The organism is Neobacillus niacini, assembly GCF_048572935.1.
Classification (GTDB): domain Bacteria; phylum Bacillota; class Bacilli; order Bacillales; family Cytobacillaceae; genus Neobacillus; species Neobacillus niacini.
Genome location: NZ_CP183883.1, coordinates 1,618,639 through 1,633,374, shown reverse-complemented (window position 1 = coordinate 1,633,374; position 14,736 = coordinate 1,618,639). Strand labels below are relative to the sequence as shown.

At 39.5% G+C, this 14,736-nt stretch carries 10 protein-coding genes; 1 reads left to right on the top strand and 9 read right to left on the bottom strand.

The genetic code is table 11. The annotated features are described in order from the left end of the window. Positions 1-60: 60 nt before the first annotated feature. The 8 genes from ACN6MT_RS07720 to ACN6MT_RS07685 all read right to left on the bottom strand — a co-directional run bounded on the left by ACN6MT_RS07720 (position 61) and on the right by ACN6MT_RS07685 (position 9,616). On the bottom strand, positions 61-1,335 hold the full coding sequence (locus ACN6MT_RS07720; RefSeq protein ID WP_419955391.1) for a Gfo/Idh/MocA family protein: 1,275 nt from the start codon (positions 1,333-1,335) through the stop codon (positions 61-63). An 86-nt stretch (positions 1,336-1,421) separates the two neighbouring features. Continuing rightward, positions 1,422-2,468: a LacI family DNA-binding transcriptional regulator gene (locus ACN6MT_RS07715; RefSeq protein ID WP_419955390.1), complete on the bottom strand. Its 1,047-nt coding sequence runs from the start codon at positions 2,466-2,468 to the stop codon at positions 1,422-1,424. Positions 2,469-2,783: 315 nt separating this feature from the next. Continuing rightward, on the bottom strand, positions 2,784-3,515 hold the full coding sequence (locus ACN6MT_RS07710) for a GntR family transcriptional regulator (RefSeq protein ID WP_419955389.1): 732 nt from the start codon (positions 3,513-3,515) through the stop codon (positions 2,784-2,786). Positions 3,516-3,627: 112 nt separating this feature from the next. Continuing rightward, positions 3,628-6,171, bottom strand: a complete 2,544-nt coding sequence (locus ACN6MT_RS07705) for a beta-galactosidase (RefSeq protein WP_419955388.1) — start codon at positions 6,169-6,171, stop codon at positions 3,628-3,630. A 38-nt stretch (positions 6,172-6,209) separates the two neighbouring features. Continuing rightward, positions 6,210-6,377 (bottom strand): DUF6903 family protein, encoded by a 168-nt coding sequence (locus ACN6MT_RS07700; RefSeq protein WP_169803725.1) that lies wholly within the window; start codon positions 6,375-6,377, stop codon positions 6,210-6,212. A 37-nt stretch (positions 6,378-6,414) separates the two neighbouring features. Next, a complete protein-coding gene (locus ACN6MT_RS07695) occupies positions 6,415-7,296 on the bottom strand; it encodes a carbohydrate ABC transporter permease (RefSeq protein WP_063254350.1) in 882 nt (293 codons plus the stop codon). A gap of 14 nt (positions 7,297-7,310) precedes the next feature. Then, complete coding sequence (locus ACN6MT_RS07690) at positions 7,311-8,201, bottom strand: carbohydrate ABC transporter permease (RefSeq protein WP_419955387.1); 891 nt, start codon at positions 8,199-8,201, stop codon at positions 7,311-7,313. A gap of 77 nt (positions 8,202-8,278) precedes the next feature. Continuing rightward, positions 8,279-9,616, bottom strand: a complete 1,338-nt coding sequence (locus ACN6MT_RS07685) for a carbohydrate ABC transporter substrate-binding protein (RefSeq protein WP_419955386.1) — start codon at positions 9,614-9,616, stop codon at positions 8,279-8,281. A gap of 170 nt (positions 9,617-9,786) precedes the next feature. On the opposite strand from ACN6MT_RS07685, the gene ACN6MT_RS07680 reads away from it, so the two are divergent. After that, positions 9,787-10,653 carry a helix-turn-helix domain-containing protein gene (locus tag ACN6MT_RS07680; RefSeq protein ID WP_063254353.1) on the top strand — a complete coding sequence of 289 codons (867 nt, stop codon included), beginning with the start codon at positions 9,787-9,789 and terminating at the stop codon, positions 10,651-10,653. A gap of 71 nt (positions 10,654-10,724) precedes the next feature. Here the strand turns inward: ACN6MT_RS07680 and ACN6MT_RS07675 are convergent, their stop codons facing one another. Further along, positions 10,725-14,594 carry an endo-alpha-N-acetylgalactosaminidase family protein gene (locus tag ACN6MT_RS07675; protein WP_419955385.1) on the bottom strand — a complete coding sequence of 1,290 codons (3,870 nt, stop codon included), beginning with the start codon at positions 14,592-14,594 and terminating at the stop codon, positions 10,725-10,727. Positions 14,595-14,736: the final 142 nt, after the last annotated feature.

Sequence of the window (14,736 nt, the reverse complement as noted above, 5' to 3'; positions counted from 1 at the left end):
GGTAACAATCTTAAATAGCTGTTTTTATTGAGACATTCTGTAAAACAGGAGGTGAACAAATTAAGATTTTATATTTTCTAGTAAACTAGTATAAAAATCGTCAATATTAATCGATTGACCATGATTAATCCTAGATTCTTCCGCAGCAAATGCCATTAGGTGACTTCTTACTGACGCAGACGCATTAGAAACACTGTCTTCGTTATTTCCATATTGAATTTCTCGCAGGAAAGTTCTCATTATTCCAGTGTCTCCTCCACCGTGTCCCCCAATAGGATTGTCAAACTTTATGACCGTTTCCTGTTTTGAGAGGAAATCAAATATTGAAATACTATTTTCCTCCATGTTTCCACGTATCTCGCCTTTTGTTCCCATAATTTGAACAATCCGTGTTTGTTCCCTCGTGAAACCACACATACTAAAGGTTGCTGTAGCCCCACCCTCGAATTCCATATTCACTACTTGATGATCCACTACATCATTATCGGAGTGGTATACGCAAATTCCATAAGGGGTTTCATTTAAGGCTTTTATGATCCCTTCATTCGAATCGTCTTCCGTAAATTTCTTCGCCCATCCTTTGCCTTCACCAAGATAATACCTTCCAGCATGAAAAGGACATTCAAGTTCGGCAGGACAGCCCTCTAAACATCTCTTCGGTGCCCCAAGAGGAGCATTTTCTTCCTTAAAATGCATAAGAGAGCCATAGGAACTAATCCGCTTACAATCCTTCCCCATTACAAAAGAAATAATATCCATATCATGACAAGATTTTTGAAGAATCATCGGGCTTGACTTATCCTTATTATTCCAATTGCCACGTACAAAGCTGTGAGACATATGCATGACTTCTACATTTTCATTTAATTGCAGGGAAACTACCTCGCCGATTTCCCCTTTGGAAATAATGTTTTTAATCGTAGACCAGAATTCTGTATACCTCAAAACATGACCAATCGTTAGCTGCCGATTGTATTTTTTAGCACCTTGTTCCATCGCAATGCACTCCACTGGATCAGGGGACATGGGTTTTTCCAAAAGAACATGATAACCTAGCTCCAATGCCTTCATGGTCGGTTTATAGTGGTTACGGTCAAGTGTACAAATTATCGCGATATCCGCTATTTTTGATTCTTGATTTAATATCTCTTCCCATGATTCATAACAATGCTCTTCGGAAATCTGATGTTCTAGCTGAATTTTCGTCCTTCTTTCCTTATTCGGATCTGCCACACCGATAATAGTTAATTCATTAGGATGACCTAAAGCATAAGGCGCGTATGCTCTTGCCCCTCTGTCCCCTGCCCCAATAAGGATTGCCGTCATTGGTTTCATGTTAAACACTCCCAAATTTTTATTTTCCAACCGTTTTCCTTATATTATCCAAACGTTTTCCGATAACTTATAAAAAAAGGAACCACTTAGGTTCGTTTTATATTAGATGATTCCCGAAAGACTAATTCAAAAGGCAATGTTATTTTTAATGGAAGCTTAATTTTTCCTTCTACCATTTCCATAATGGTTTTAGCCGCCATTCTTCCCATTTCATATTTAGGAATATCTATCGTTGAAAGCTGTGGGGATGAGTATTTTCCCATCTCAAGATTATCAACCCCGAAGAAAGCGATGTCCTCTGGAATTCGAAGATTATTTTCTCTTACAGCCCTCATAGCAGCGATAGCCATTAAGTCACTGGCACATACCATGGCTGTCGGTAAATGCAATGGGTCTCGTTTAATCAAACTTTTCATTTTTTCATAGCTATTTTCCATTTTCCACTGTGTATTGATTACCCAATCAGATTGGATAGCCAGCCCTGCTTCTTTCATCGCTAATTGGAAACCTTTAAAACGATGCTCAGTATGTAAATCTTCAAAGTTTTCATGACCGCCACCAATAAACCCTATGTCGTGATGTCCTTGTTTAACTAAATGCCGAACCACCATTTTGATTGAAGCCTCGCGATCGTAGTCGATGATCGCCATATTTTTATCAGTATAATAAAAGTCCAGCCCTACTACAGGTATATTTTGTTGAATATACTCGATAATGCTATCCTCAATCTTATCGATAAGAAGCAGTCCTTCAATCCCTAGGTCATGAATGGTCTTAAGAAGCAGTACCTCGTTTTCAATCTCATCCTTCGTAATACTAATCAGGGTGTAATCATGGTCCGATAATGAATCACGAATACCAGTATAAATAGTTGCAAAGTAAGGATTCGTTTCTGCTTGTTTTGGATTGGCAACCCAGCCAATTTTCATTGTTCTTGTGTTATTTTTCTCTTGCTTGTTGGTAACTAAATTCCTGGCATGCTGATTGGGTATATATCCTAACTCCTTAACAGCCTCCCAAATTTTTGCTTTTGTTTCCGAGTTAACATTTCTGGTCTGGTCATTTTGAATGACTCTCGAAACAGTAGAAATTGATACACCAACGTGCTCGGCAATATCCTTTAATCTTATCACTATTAAAACACCTCTTAGTTATGCAATTAAGCGCTTTCTTTCATAGGATAACAAATTTTCACCCTATTCCGGAAAATACTTGTTAAATTTTTATCTGTATTGTAAGAGAAGTTTTATAGAACAAATCCATCTACTCACGAAATTGACGGGTTATAGGTACAATTATTTTTAAAAATTAAAACCACTAACTGAAAATTGCAACTACTAAGAATATAACTTTTCAGCATTAACCTGTCAACCCATCAAGTTGAAATTATTTTCAATGCTTAGATGAATGAATCACTTATGGTTTAAATACCATAAGTGATTCAATGTTTATGTTAGTTCAGTGTAAAATCGGCAGCGATCGCCCCGCACAATGGATATACAAAATTCAACTGGAATCCCACCTAGATCAAAGGCTGTTCGTTCCAGCAACAGTGCTGGCCGGCCTGCCTCCGTTTGAAGATGCTTACTTTCATCCTTGCGAATGAGGACGGGCTCAAATGCCTCTTTTGCTCTCGTTACAACGGTATTAAACTGTTGTGAGAATAAATCATATAAGGAAATGTCGCCCACTTTCTTAAGCTGTTCCATATCTGAAACCACCCTTTTCGGAATAAAAGATGATTCCAAAATATATGGTTCATTATTGGCACAGCGAAGGCGTTTCATTTCAATGACATTCTCATCTTCACTCAGCTGTAATGCTTCTTTGATTTTGGCATCCGGCTTAATTTCTTCTATTTTTAAAATGATATCCTTAGGATTCAAACCTTTTTCTTTTAATACTTTGCTAAAGCTGTAGAAACCCATCAATGACTGCTGCAGCTTCGGTTTGGCCACGAATGTCCCTTTTCCTTGGATTCGGTAAAGGATTCCCACTTGGACAAGCTCCTCAATCGCTTTTTTTGCCGTATTGCGGCTAACCCCAAATTGATCCATTAACTGATTTTCCGATGGGATTTTATCACCAGGTGTCCATTGTCCCTGTTCAATCGATTTCTTTAATCTTTCCATCAATTGGTGATAAAGTGGAATTAAACTTTCGTGTTGCAATGGTTCCATGTTTATATGCCTGCCTTCCAAAATATACATACTCCATGTAAATTATATCACCATTGCTTGTAGAGTCAACCCAACAACTTTTGTGTCCATTTTTGTTAATCTTTAATACTTTTCACTTGGGAAGGTAAGACTGAACCACCACATGATCAGGGGTTAATCCTTCTTCATCAAAGATAACCATTTCATTTTGTGCTGTTAACAACGAGGCCGGAATCTTATATTCCTCCTGCGGTCCAATGTTCCAGTACCGTCCTAAACAGTGGCCATTGACCCAAAAACAACCTTTACTCATATGATCAAACCGAATCTTTACAATCGGACCGTCTTCAGGCTTCCAGTCAAAACGACTTCGATACCAGCGTGGAGAAATTGTTTGTGGATTCTCGACTTTCCATTCCTTTTCCTCATGAAGCTGAGCAAAAGATTTTGTTTTCCAATTTTTAATTTGTTCCACTTCCTTAAATAGATAAAGATCAAACCTTCGAATACTAGAAAGATGCTGGGCGTCTAGATCGATTTCATTTTCTCCATATTGTAAGGCAGCACTAATGTCAGCTATCCCATAGACAGCACTGTCCCTAGACCAAGCCGTTTGACTCTCCATCAACATCTTTACAGACCTTCCATTAATCTGTACCCGTGAAACACCCTCACCAACAAGAATAGCCCGGTCATAGCCGTCATTAAGGAAAGAGTTTAAAAATCCAATTCTGCCTTCAATTTCTGGAATGTTGGATAACGAGTGCCGAACGCCACTGCCTTCCACCTGCCATCCTTCCCGTAATGATACATACCTTCCATGAAGAGCAGGTGCCTCACTCATTCCTTTTGGTTCGCCAATTGCTTCAGTAAAGTTGAACCGTCCCATATTCTGAACTAGGCAGGTTAGCGTATTCTTCCCCTTCTCAGCCGGAATATCAATCGCTGCAGCCCCGATTTTGCTAAGCTTTCCTATATATTGACCATTACAGAAAACCATGACGGGATCCTCAATTCTTGGAAAGACAATCGTCGAATGCTTTGCTTCCTCTGCATAAAATTCACTTTCATATCCTAAATAGCCGCTAAACTGGCCGAAGGTGCTGAAATCAAGTGGTTTTTCAGCCTCTTTTATATTTCCGCTTAGAAAACAAAGCTTTTCATCTGCCGCTTGCCACGGTAATGTTTGATAGGCAGTGCTTTTTTCCAACACTGTAACCGCATTTTCGAGCGATACTCTTGATACGATTTCAATTGAATAGCTGGTACCATCCTCGAAGGATAGCTGTACGTTTTGGGGCTGACTTCCATGAAACAAGTGAAACGTAATGCTGCCGTCTTCTTCGGTTTCAAAGCGGTTTGGCATTGGACAATGAATTTCAGCCTTTCTAGTAAGCTGTAATTTTAAGAGTGAACGCTGTCCCTCCTCATGATAGATGACCGCCTGATTGGACTCGAACCCAGTAGTTTGCCCAGTGAGCGTCTGAATCGTAAACTGATTTCCTACGTTCACATGACGAACAATCGGTAAAATCGCATTGGCCTCAATCGTAAACGGAATCATTTCCCCTTCAAGTAAAACCTGCGATTGAACTCTTTCCTGTCTATGATTCTCAATAAATAGCACTTCGCCATAAGGACTGATGAGACGCTGGGATTTTAAATAACTAGGAAGCTTTAAATTTGTACCCTCTTGCTCGGCATCTGTGAAGACCGGTTCAAGCCATTTTGTAAAGGAATGAAACCTTTTTAATACTTCATATTTTCTTGTTGGCTGTAAATATTCATCAATGGCAACGTCATAATCATACGATGTTGTAGAAAATGTCTGTTCTCCAACTGTCCGGCCGCCCCAATGATCAAAATTGGTACCGCCAAAATACATATAATAATTGATAGCCGTAAATCCATTACTCAGCAGCTGGTAACACTCATATTCAAGCTGCTCCGGTGTTTTTTGATCCGCTTTGTTTCCACCCCATTGTTCAAACCAGCCAATCCAAAACTCCATAACCCCTTTCGGCTGATCAGCAAACCGTTCATCTAAAATTTCAGCGGCGTGCTTCGCACCGGACCAGAAATTGCGGAACTCCACAGCACCTTCAACCGCTCCGTAGCAGGTTACAAGCGGGACCTCGATACCTCTTTCTTTCATGTCATCCCGCAAGTATTCCATATATTTTTTATCTGGTTTACCATAGGCCTGAAACTCATTTTCTATTTGGACCATGATGACGGTCCCGCTTTTTGTTAACTGAAATTCATCAATGATTGGCATAACTTGATCAAAATATTTATCTACATAGTATAGAAAAAGTGGGTCAGCAGAACGATAGTGAATTCCCTTTTTCGTAGAGAGCCACCAAGGTAATCCTCCAAAATCCCATTCTGCACAAATATACGGCCCCGGTCTTGCAATCACATAAAGTCCTTTGTCAGTACATAACTGTAGAAAATACGCTAAATCCTTGTTTCCAGAGAAATCCCATTCTCCTTCATAAAACTCATGAAAATTCCACGGTATGTAAGTTTCGATTGTATTGCATCCTCCTGCTTTCGCCTTTTCTAAGACTTCGCTCCACTCCGCTCTTGGAAGACGGAAATAATGGATGGCAGCAGACAGTATAAAGATTCTTTCATTCTGTATCTTCCAGCTCTTATGATCATAGGTAATCATCTAAACGCCTCCACAATGAGTTGATTTTCAGTCGCTATCTACACATATTTTCGATTGTAATCATATAGCAGCCCTAAGAGACCAGCTAATCCGAGCAACATTATGCCCAATTCAGACTTACCGACCGTCTTTTGACCAATGAAAATCAATGAAAGACAAATGATCAGAACAATGATTCTTAAGATAATGAAAATAGCAGTTTTCATTGGATAAGCCCTCCAATCTGTTTTCAATAGGGCGGTATTAGTCCTTTAATCCGCCAAGGGTCATTCCTTGTGTTAATTTTTTTTGAACGATTATATATAAAATTAAGGTTGGCAGCATAACAAGCACCATACCCGCATACATTTGTCCGTAATTAGCGGCAGATTTTTGGGCTGCCATTAAGTTCATGAGTCCAACCGGCAATGTTTTATTTGGACCTGGAATTAAGGTTAGAGCAATAATATATTCATTCCAGAAAGCAAGAAAATTAAATAAAATAACGGCAATAATACTTGGTCGTGCCATTGGAATCATAATTTTAAACATAGTTTTAAAATAGCCTGCACCATCGACAAGCGCCGCTTCCTCATAGGTAGAAGGCAGTGTTTGAAAATAACTCGACAACAAATAAATGGTAAAAGGGAGAGCAGTCGAGGCATAAACCACAGCTAAAATAAATATATTATCCAGCAAAAATCCATCACCAAATTGCCCCCGTAAGAAGTTATCTCCGTCCAACAACAGTAAGAAAATGGGAACGACAATATAATTCACATTGATAAATAATCCCGCTTTAAACAAACCGTTCATGAAGTGACTGCCTCTAAAGGTGTATCTCGCAAGCACATAGGCTGCTGGCAAAGCGATGACCAATAAAATGAGAAGCGCCAAAGCCGTCACGATAACAGAGTTTAACATATAGGTACCCATGTTGGCCTTTTGAAACGCATCGATGAAGTTCTGGAAATAGAAACCTTTTGGCAATGCCCAAGGGCTTCCGTAAAATTCAGAGTTTTGCTTCACAGAGGCTAAGAAAACCCAAGCTACAGGGATAATGATAGAGATGGCTAATGTAATTAGAGCGACATAGATAAACAAGCGATAAGCTGTTTCAGCACTCATTCCTTTTTGTGTTTTCATCGTTCATAGACCCCCTAATACTCCAGTACTTCACGTTTTGTAACAAAGCTGATAATGGCAGATAATGCAAAAGAAAATAAGAAAATGACCACGCCAATGGCCATACCATAGCCATAAGATGAATTGGTGTAAGCCTGTTTATACATATAGCTTAAAAAGACTTCCGTCGATCCGTCAGGTCCGCCTCCGGTCATGGCTTGGACAAGAAGAAAGCTCAAATTAATCGTGCTAATAATGAAGAAGGTTAACGTTGTACGAATGTTATTCCAAATCAACGGTAACGTAATACTAAAAAATTGCCTAATCCGTCCAGCACCTTCCAATGCAGATGCCTCATAAAAACTTTCCGGGATACTTGCCATACTCGACATGTACATCACCATATAATAGCCAATCGCCTGCCATACAAGGGCTCCACCGATGCTGTAGATGGCAATTTTTTGATTGCCTAGCCACATTTCCTGAAGCTTCTCAAGGTTAAATAAAGCAAGAAAATTATTTAACAAACCTGAGGTTGGATCATAAACAGCAGAAAAAATTCCGGCTATGACCACAATGGATAAGATATTAGGGATATAGAAAATAATCCGAAAAAAGCTGTTGCCTTTCATTTTTTCTCTTGTAAGCAATGCAGCAAACAGGATTGCCACCATCATCGTGATGATTGTGACAATAACAATCAATACAATACTGTTTTGAAGAGAGCGAATGAAATTCATATCATTCCATAAGATTTTGAAGTTATCGAACCCAACAAACACCTTATTGTTAGAAAACCCGCCCCACTTATACAAGGACATTCTAAATACCTCAATGGTAGGGAAAATCATAAATATCGATAACAAAAGCAGTGCGGGTGCCGTACAAGTAAAGATAAATATCCTTTTTTCTGTTGTTTTATTCATCACTATCACCTCAGCTAATTAATATAACGGTGAGGCAGTTTACTCACCGTTATATAAGTGAAAACTATAAAACTAGTTTATTTTAACGCTGACCGCAATTGATCACTCACTTTTTCAACTGCTTTTTGCCAGTCTTTTACGTTTTTATCACCGGAAACAATACTGTCAATCGTTCTAAATAATGTATCTGCCATGCTGACACCCTCTACGGCTTCTGTTGTGGCAAATCCGCCCATACCAGCTTTTGCACCTGAATCATAAATACTATAGAAAAGTTTATTGTCTCCTGTTAACTTTTCAGAGATTCCTTCAATTGGCTGAATCGCTCCAGCCTTAGCAAAAATGTCGGCTGCTTCATCCGAATAAACATACGTCATGAACTCCTTCGCTGCCTCTTTGTTTTTAGCTGCTGATGGGACCCACATTTGTTCGAAGAAGGTGAAAGCGTAACGGTCTCCGTTCTCCTCAATAGCTGGTAAAGCCGTCATCCCCCACTCAAAGCCATCCGCTCTAGGTGCTTCAGCCATTTCACCAACGACCCATGTTCCATTTGGCATGAATAGTGCTTTGTTATCTAGAATTAATTGTTGGTTTTTCGTATAGTCTTTGTCGTTGGCGTTAGCAACCGTAGTTGGTTCTGTGTACTTTGCTAATTTACCGACAATTTCAAAGGCTTTTGTTGCTTCTGAAGATTCCCAGACACCATCCTCATAATTCATCGCTTTATTGTATAATTCAGGTCCTCCCGCTTCTAATAGTAAGGAGAAGAAAAATGCGTCAAAATAACCGGTTGTAGGATACGTGAATAAAGCAATTCCTTCTGCCTTCGCCTTTTCACCCAGTGCCCACATCTCATCCCAGGTCTTCGGTACTTCCCAGCCTTTTTCCTTTAACAAATTGGCATTATAGAACAACCCAGTTGGACTGTAGAACATGGGTGCCATATAAGTTTTGCCGTCATTATACGGACTGGTTGCCAGCGTATCCGTAAAACCTGGTACCAACTTATCCTTAACTTTGACATCCTCACCATAAACGTTCATATCCAAAACACCAGTGATATCTTCTAATGCTTTATCTTTGATTAGATTTTCGGTTAGTGCCAACTTTCTTCCGGTTGCCAATAATACCACGTCAGGATAATTTCCCGCTTTCATATTTGGGCTGATAACATCCTCGAGATTTTTATCCACGGTTAATTCCACATCGATTTCCGGATTGGCCGCTTCATAGGCGTCGATCACTTTGGTCCACATATCACTGCCATACGCAGATTCCAGAGCCGCTACATGGAGGGTTTGCTTTTCACCAGATGTTTCTCCGCCACTTGAATTATCAACCTTACTACTTTGACAAGCTATTAAACTAACAGATAACAATGCCGACATCCCTGCTAACAATACTTTCTTTTTCATCTTGCTCGTCCCCCTCGGTTTTGATTTCATAGCTAAAGTATAGTGATGAAAAAGCGCTTCCACAATAAACATCTTGTTCAGTTTTTTAGATATCTTGCTTTCCATTGTAATAATTCACTAAAAATTCTATACTTTAAGAGAGAAGCTTGCTTGATAAAGGAGGGAAACATTTGTCTAATGATATTTATGAGGTTCCGCAATCGAAACGAGGTCATCTTCCTGTAAAACTCCTCTATGTAACAAAATCTAAATATGATAAAGATTGGCACAGTACCAATCATACTCATCACTTTACCGAACTCTTGTATATTACCAAGGGCAGAGGGACTTTTGTTTATTCCAATAAAGAAGTTCCTATTAAGGAACATGATTTGATTGTCATTAACCCAAATATCGAACACACAGAAAAGTCCGGTTCCGATTACCCGCTCGAATATATTGCACTTGGAATCCAGGGTCTTGCCTTTTCATCCCCTGATGATCCATGTTTACAAGTTACATTTTTCAATTATAAACAGGAACATAAAGTCTATCTCTCTTACCTATACGAATTAATAGAGGAAGTGGAAAGCCAAAAAGAAGATTATGAGTTGATTATTCAAAACATAGTAGAAATATTACTGCTGAAGATGATGAGGAAAAAGGCGTTTAACATGGAGAAAACCTCTTCTGAAAAAATCAGTAAAGATGTCGCCTTTGTCAAAAATTATATTAAGCAGCACTTTCGAGAAGAAATTAATTTGGATACTTTAGCAGAGGTTGGTCATATCAATAAATACTACCTTGCCCATTCCTTTAAAAAAGCATTCGGCGTTTCACCAATTGAATACTTAATTCAAATCCGTATCCGGGAGAGTAAAATATTATTAGAAACTACCAACTACCCAATTTCTAATATATCGGCCTTTATTGGGTTTTCCTCCCAGTCTTTTTTTGCACAATCCTTTAAACGGGTAACGAATCTTTCTCCTTCACAATACCGCAATGCCCAGAATTCTAAAAAAGGTAAAACTAGAAAATCCAAATCGAGTAAATGAAAACTTACTATTCAAAAAGACGATTCGGTGTTTCCTTCCGAATCGTCTTTTTTGTAAATCAGAATTTTTTCCTAATTTCCTGCGGTGACAGGCACCTGTTCAATCCGAAGATTATCTAAAATAAATGTTCCTGCTCCAGTATCTCCATTCAAACCAGTTCCATCACTGAAAATTCCAATATATGTTTGCCCATTCAAAGAGCCAGTGACAGTAAATTCAGCCGTTTTGGTCTCAGTTGAAGCCGGCAAAGTAGTATTTGTAGTCAAACCTTTCGCTGCAGTAATATCCCGCACATCAATTTCCTCATCGCCAGAGATGATACGATAAGAGTTAGCCGTTGTTTGATAGTCAAAGGTAACTTTATAGGTCACTCCTGGTTCAAAGCGGAAGTGCTGCGGAATGGTGCGATACACTAACCCTTTGTTTCCTGTGTTCACTTTAACCGACCATTTACCTTTTATAACATCATCTACTAATTTTTTGCCTGCCCATCCCTTTTGTGTATATGGAGCGTGTAATTCAGACAAATGAATTCTGTTGTCTTCTACCCCTTCTGTATTACCAATCACGAATGGGTAGATTCCTTGTACGACCGATTCAAAATCTTGTTCAAAGACTGTTGATGATACCTCGTTTTTCAACGTTTTTTGAACCACTCGGATGTCATCAAACCTTGTATTTCCTTCTCCTGCCTCCCGGCTGAGCGTTAATTTTGCTGTTTTAGATACAGCCGTAAAGCTTACTTGAATCCTTTGCATTTTGCTAGTGTATCCATCATTGGAAGCGTGTGAGTCTGCTTTAACGTAGTTCTTTTGCAGGCTGCGCAGTGTGTAATTACTGACATCCTTCTCCCCGCCTGTTACTTGGATTCCAGCCTTAACATCACTATTATTCTCAATATACACCTCTGCCACATAATCCTTGCCAGGTTCAAGGTCTGTAATCGTACGGCTAACAGTTGTAAAGTCTGATGGACTTTCCATATTCAAGTAATAGTCGCCGCTGCTTAAATTACGTGCATTTCCTGTTTGATTCGTTCTTATCACACTAACAGCTTCTTTGTTTCCAGCCACTTTTGTATATTCATCTTTTACGGTTCCTGAATTAAATCCTGTGTCATAGACTTGAGCACCCTTGCTCCAGTCGTCAACTTGTATGCCCTTGCCCTTTTGATCCGGAACAATAATATATGGAGTGGCTGCTTCAGCAGTCAATGTCACCTGATTATTTTCGACCTTGACTTTCTGTACATCTGTTCGACCTTGATCGGTTAGTTTATAGACATATACTTTAGATGTACCGGCATATTCGTTTGGAAGTGTCCAAGTCGTTGTTCCGCCTTCCAAATTCCAGTGATAGAGTTTTTTAGAATCCGGAGTTGTTTTTTCAAAATCTTGTTCTACCCATGGAATCAGATAAGCATGCTCATCAAGAACAACATTTCCATTAAGGGTAATGATACGTTCTCTAGAATTGTCTTTCCTGGTGACAACCACGACATCACCGTTATTTGGATCTGTTAATTTAATCTCTTTTTCCAAGTTCGTTTTTTGCTTGTCACCTTCTGCATTTGTCCAATCCGTAACATAATATTTTTGTAGAAATTTAGTTGGTACATTGGTGTCAAACGTCATTCGGATAAATTGATCAAAGTTTTTATCTGACTGCCATCCCTCGAAACCGGCTAATTCAAATCCGCCAAGTAATGGATGATCTGCCGTACCGCCTGCTTCAGGCCAATTCAACACCCACGAATCTTTTTGATGGTTACTAATAAAACGAAGTACCTCTGAGTTGATCCCTTTGCTGGCAGGTCCGCCATAGTTCTTATCTGTAGCCCAGTGCTGCCAAGTTGAATAATTAGCTACTGACGTTCCAAACTCTGTTGTTACCCTCCAGCCACGGTCAATGAATTGCTCTGAGATTCGATTGGATTCCCACTGGTCTTGATACCATACATCTAAATAGACGAAATCAAGACCCGGTGCCGCAGCTTTTAATTCGTCTAGTCTTTTTGCACGTGTTCCTGAGTACAAATCTCTTAATTTATTGATGGTATAAGATTGATCTAACCAGCCCCAGCCTCTTGAATTGGGACCGTCAATAAAATCATCGCTGAAAGCCTTCGCTTCAGGATATGTTTCTTGAGCATTAATATGGACCCCAAATTCAGAATTGTACTTGTGACCTTCTTCAATTAACGTTTTTAAATCAGCCGCACCGCCGATTCGTTCACCAACATCACCGTAATCCGGATGCGCGCTGTCATGACCTTCATTTCCATAGCCTTTCAACAGTACAGCCTGACCTAATCCATCTGTAGCAAGTGCTACCTTTTTTACATTATCTAATGTTTTTAAGAATGGCTGTTGTGCTTGTGATCCAAAGTTCATTGCAATCCGTGTGCCGACAATATTGTTTACATTGTTCGACCCAGGAATATCCTGCATGATATCACGGTAAACAATCGCACCGTCCTGCCAGTCAACTTCCTGATCATGATTGGCATCTTCTGCGATGGCAATTTTCACAGTCGGTTTTTCAGACTGCGGCTTCGGCATAAACTCTCTCTGGTAATAGAGCAAACTAGAACCGATACCAACGGCTTTCGTGCCATCTTCATTCTGATAACGATTCGCAACTAAGTTACGATAGCCATTGACCTCTGAATTAGACCATACACCTGCACTCAATGTGTCGGTTGATAGGAACGCAGTATAATATCTTTCTGAAGTTCCAATGCCTCCCATGGATGCATCGACAGAAACATCGACATCTCCTGGTTTGGTAACATCGCTGCTAAGATTCGTTAATTTGGCTTTCGCATTGGTTTGGGACGAATCGACCGAGATAAAGTTCAAATCAGCCAATTCAACACTTTCAATTTTTGCACTATCGGCATTATTGATTTCTTCATAGGTATAAATGACTTGATTTTGTTTAACCTTTAATGACACTTTAAAAACAGCATCAAGTTTTTCCCATTCATCCTTCACTTTTAATGTATAAAGTGCTTCTCCTTCGCGTAGCTTCTCAAAGCTTACTTCAGGATAGTAGAGATTTCCATTCACTTTCAATCCGTATACTGGCGATTGTTGTCCGTTCATGACCTTATCGCCGACCCGGTATTCGATGACGCGAGGGTATACCTGGTCAATCTTGACATCCATATAATCTGAGCGCAATGTATCTTCTACTGGTTGAGTATTTGGTGGTTGAGGGGGAATATATTCTTTTATTTTGATGTTTGAAATCGTGATGTCAGCAGCTCCGCGGCTCTTTTCAAAACCAAGTAATCCTGCTTGGTCGACACCGCCAGTTAATGTCCAGCTCGTAACCTTTTTATTATTAATGTAAAGGGTGGCTACATCATCCATGAACTTCAGGAGTAAATGATAGGTTTTGTTTGCTTCTAATGCCACATCCGAAGTCATTGCCGTCCAGGTGTTGGCTGGACCAAAAATTTCACCGAAATATTGATTGTTCTGATCCCCTGTTCCTACATACGTATAGGCAGATGGATTTTGAACACGATAAATGAAGCCAAACCGGTTCATTGCATTCGTCCCTGGAGTAATATCTGCTTCAAACGTACCATTTTTAATGGGTTTCATATTATTGTAGACAATTCGATTCTTTTGGGTAGAGGTTACATGGAAGGTTGCTGAACCATTTTCATTGTAGGTAACCCTTCCATCACCTGATAGGATTTTAAAATCTCCTTCTTCAAGTTGGCTATCAGTAATGTCGACAAGTTCTTCCTCCTGCTGGACTTGCCCGCCAACATTTACGTCATTTCCTCCAGATGAAATGGGATTCTCTGAATTTGTTACTGGTGCTTCTGCACGTACTGGCTGAATGTAACCTGTTAAAAACGTTGGCAAAAACAACCCAAGTGCTAGCATAGAATGGGAAAATCTCTTAAATTGCTTACTGCTCAATTCCTCTCCTCCTTTAAATCTCCTAGTTTAAAATTTTAAAAAGATGGTGATACCCGCAAAAGGCAATCAAAAAATTAGCAGCAAGTACCACCACCTGTTCGTACTCTAGCTTACTTTTATTGAAAGTCTTCCACAATAAACA

Coding starts and splice junctions, on each gene's coding strand:
- ACN6MT_RS07695 (WP_063254350.1), bottom strand. CDS start 7,296: ATGAAAACACAAAAAGGAATGAGTGCTGAAACAGCTTATCGCTTGTTT.
- ACN6MT_RS07720 (WP_419955391.1), bottom strand. CDS start 1,335: ATGAAACCAATGACGGCAATCCTTATTGGGGCAGGGGACAGAGGGGCA.
- ACN6MT_RS07690 (WP_419955387.1), bottom strand. CDS start 8,201: ATGAATAAAACAACAGAAAAAAGGATATTTATCTTTACTTGTACGGCA.
- ACN6MT_RS07710 (WP_419955389.1), bottom strand. CDS start 3,515: ATGGAACCATTGCAACACGAAAGTTTAATTCCACTTTATCACCAATTG.
- ACN6MT_RS07705 (WP_419955388.1), bottom strand. CDS start 6,171: ATGATTACCTATGATCATAAGAGCTGGAAGATACAGAATGAAAGAATC.
- ACN6MT_RS07685 (WP_419955386.1), bottom strand. CDS start 9,616: ATGAAAAAGAAAGTATTGTTAGCAGGGATGTCGGCATTGTTATCTGTT.
- ACN6MT_RS07700 (WP_169803725.1), bottom strand. CDS start 6,377: ATGAAAACTGCTATTTTCATTATCTTAAGAATCATTGTTCTGATCATT.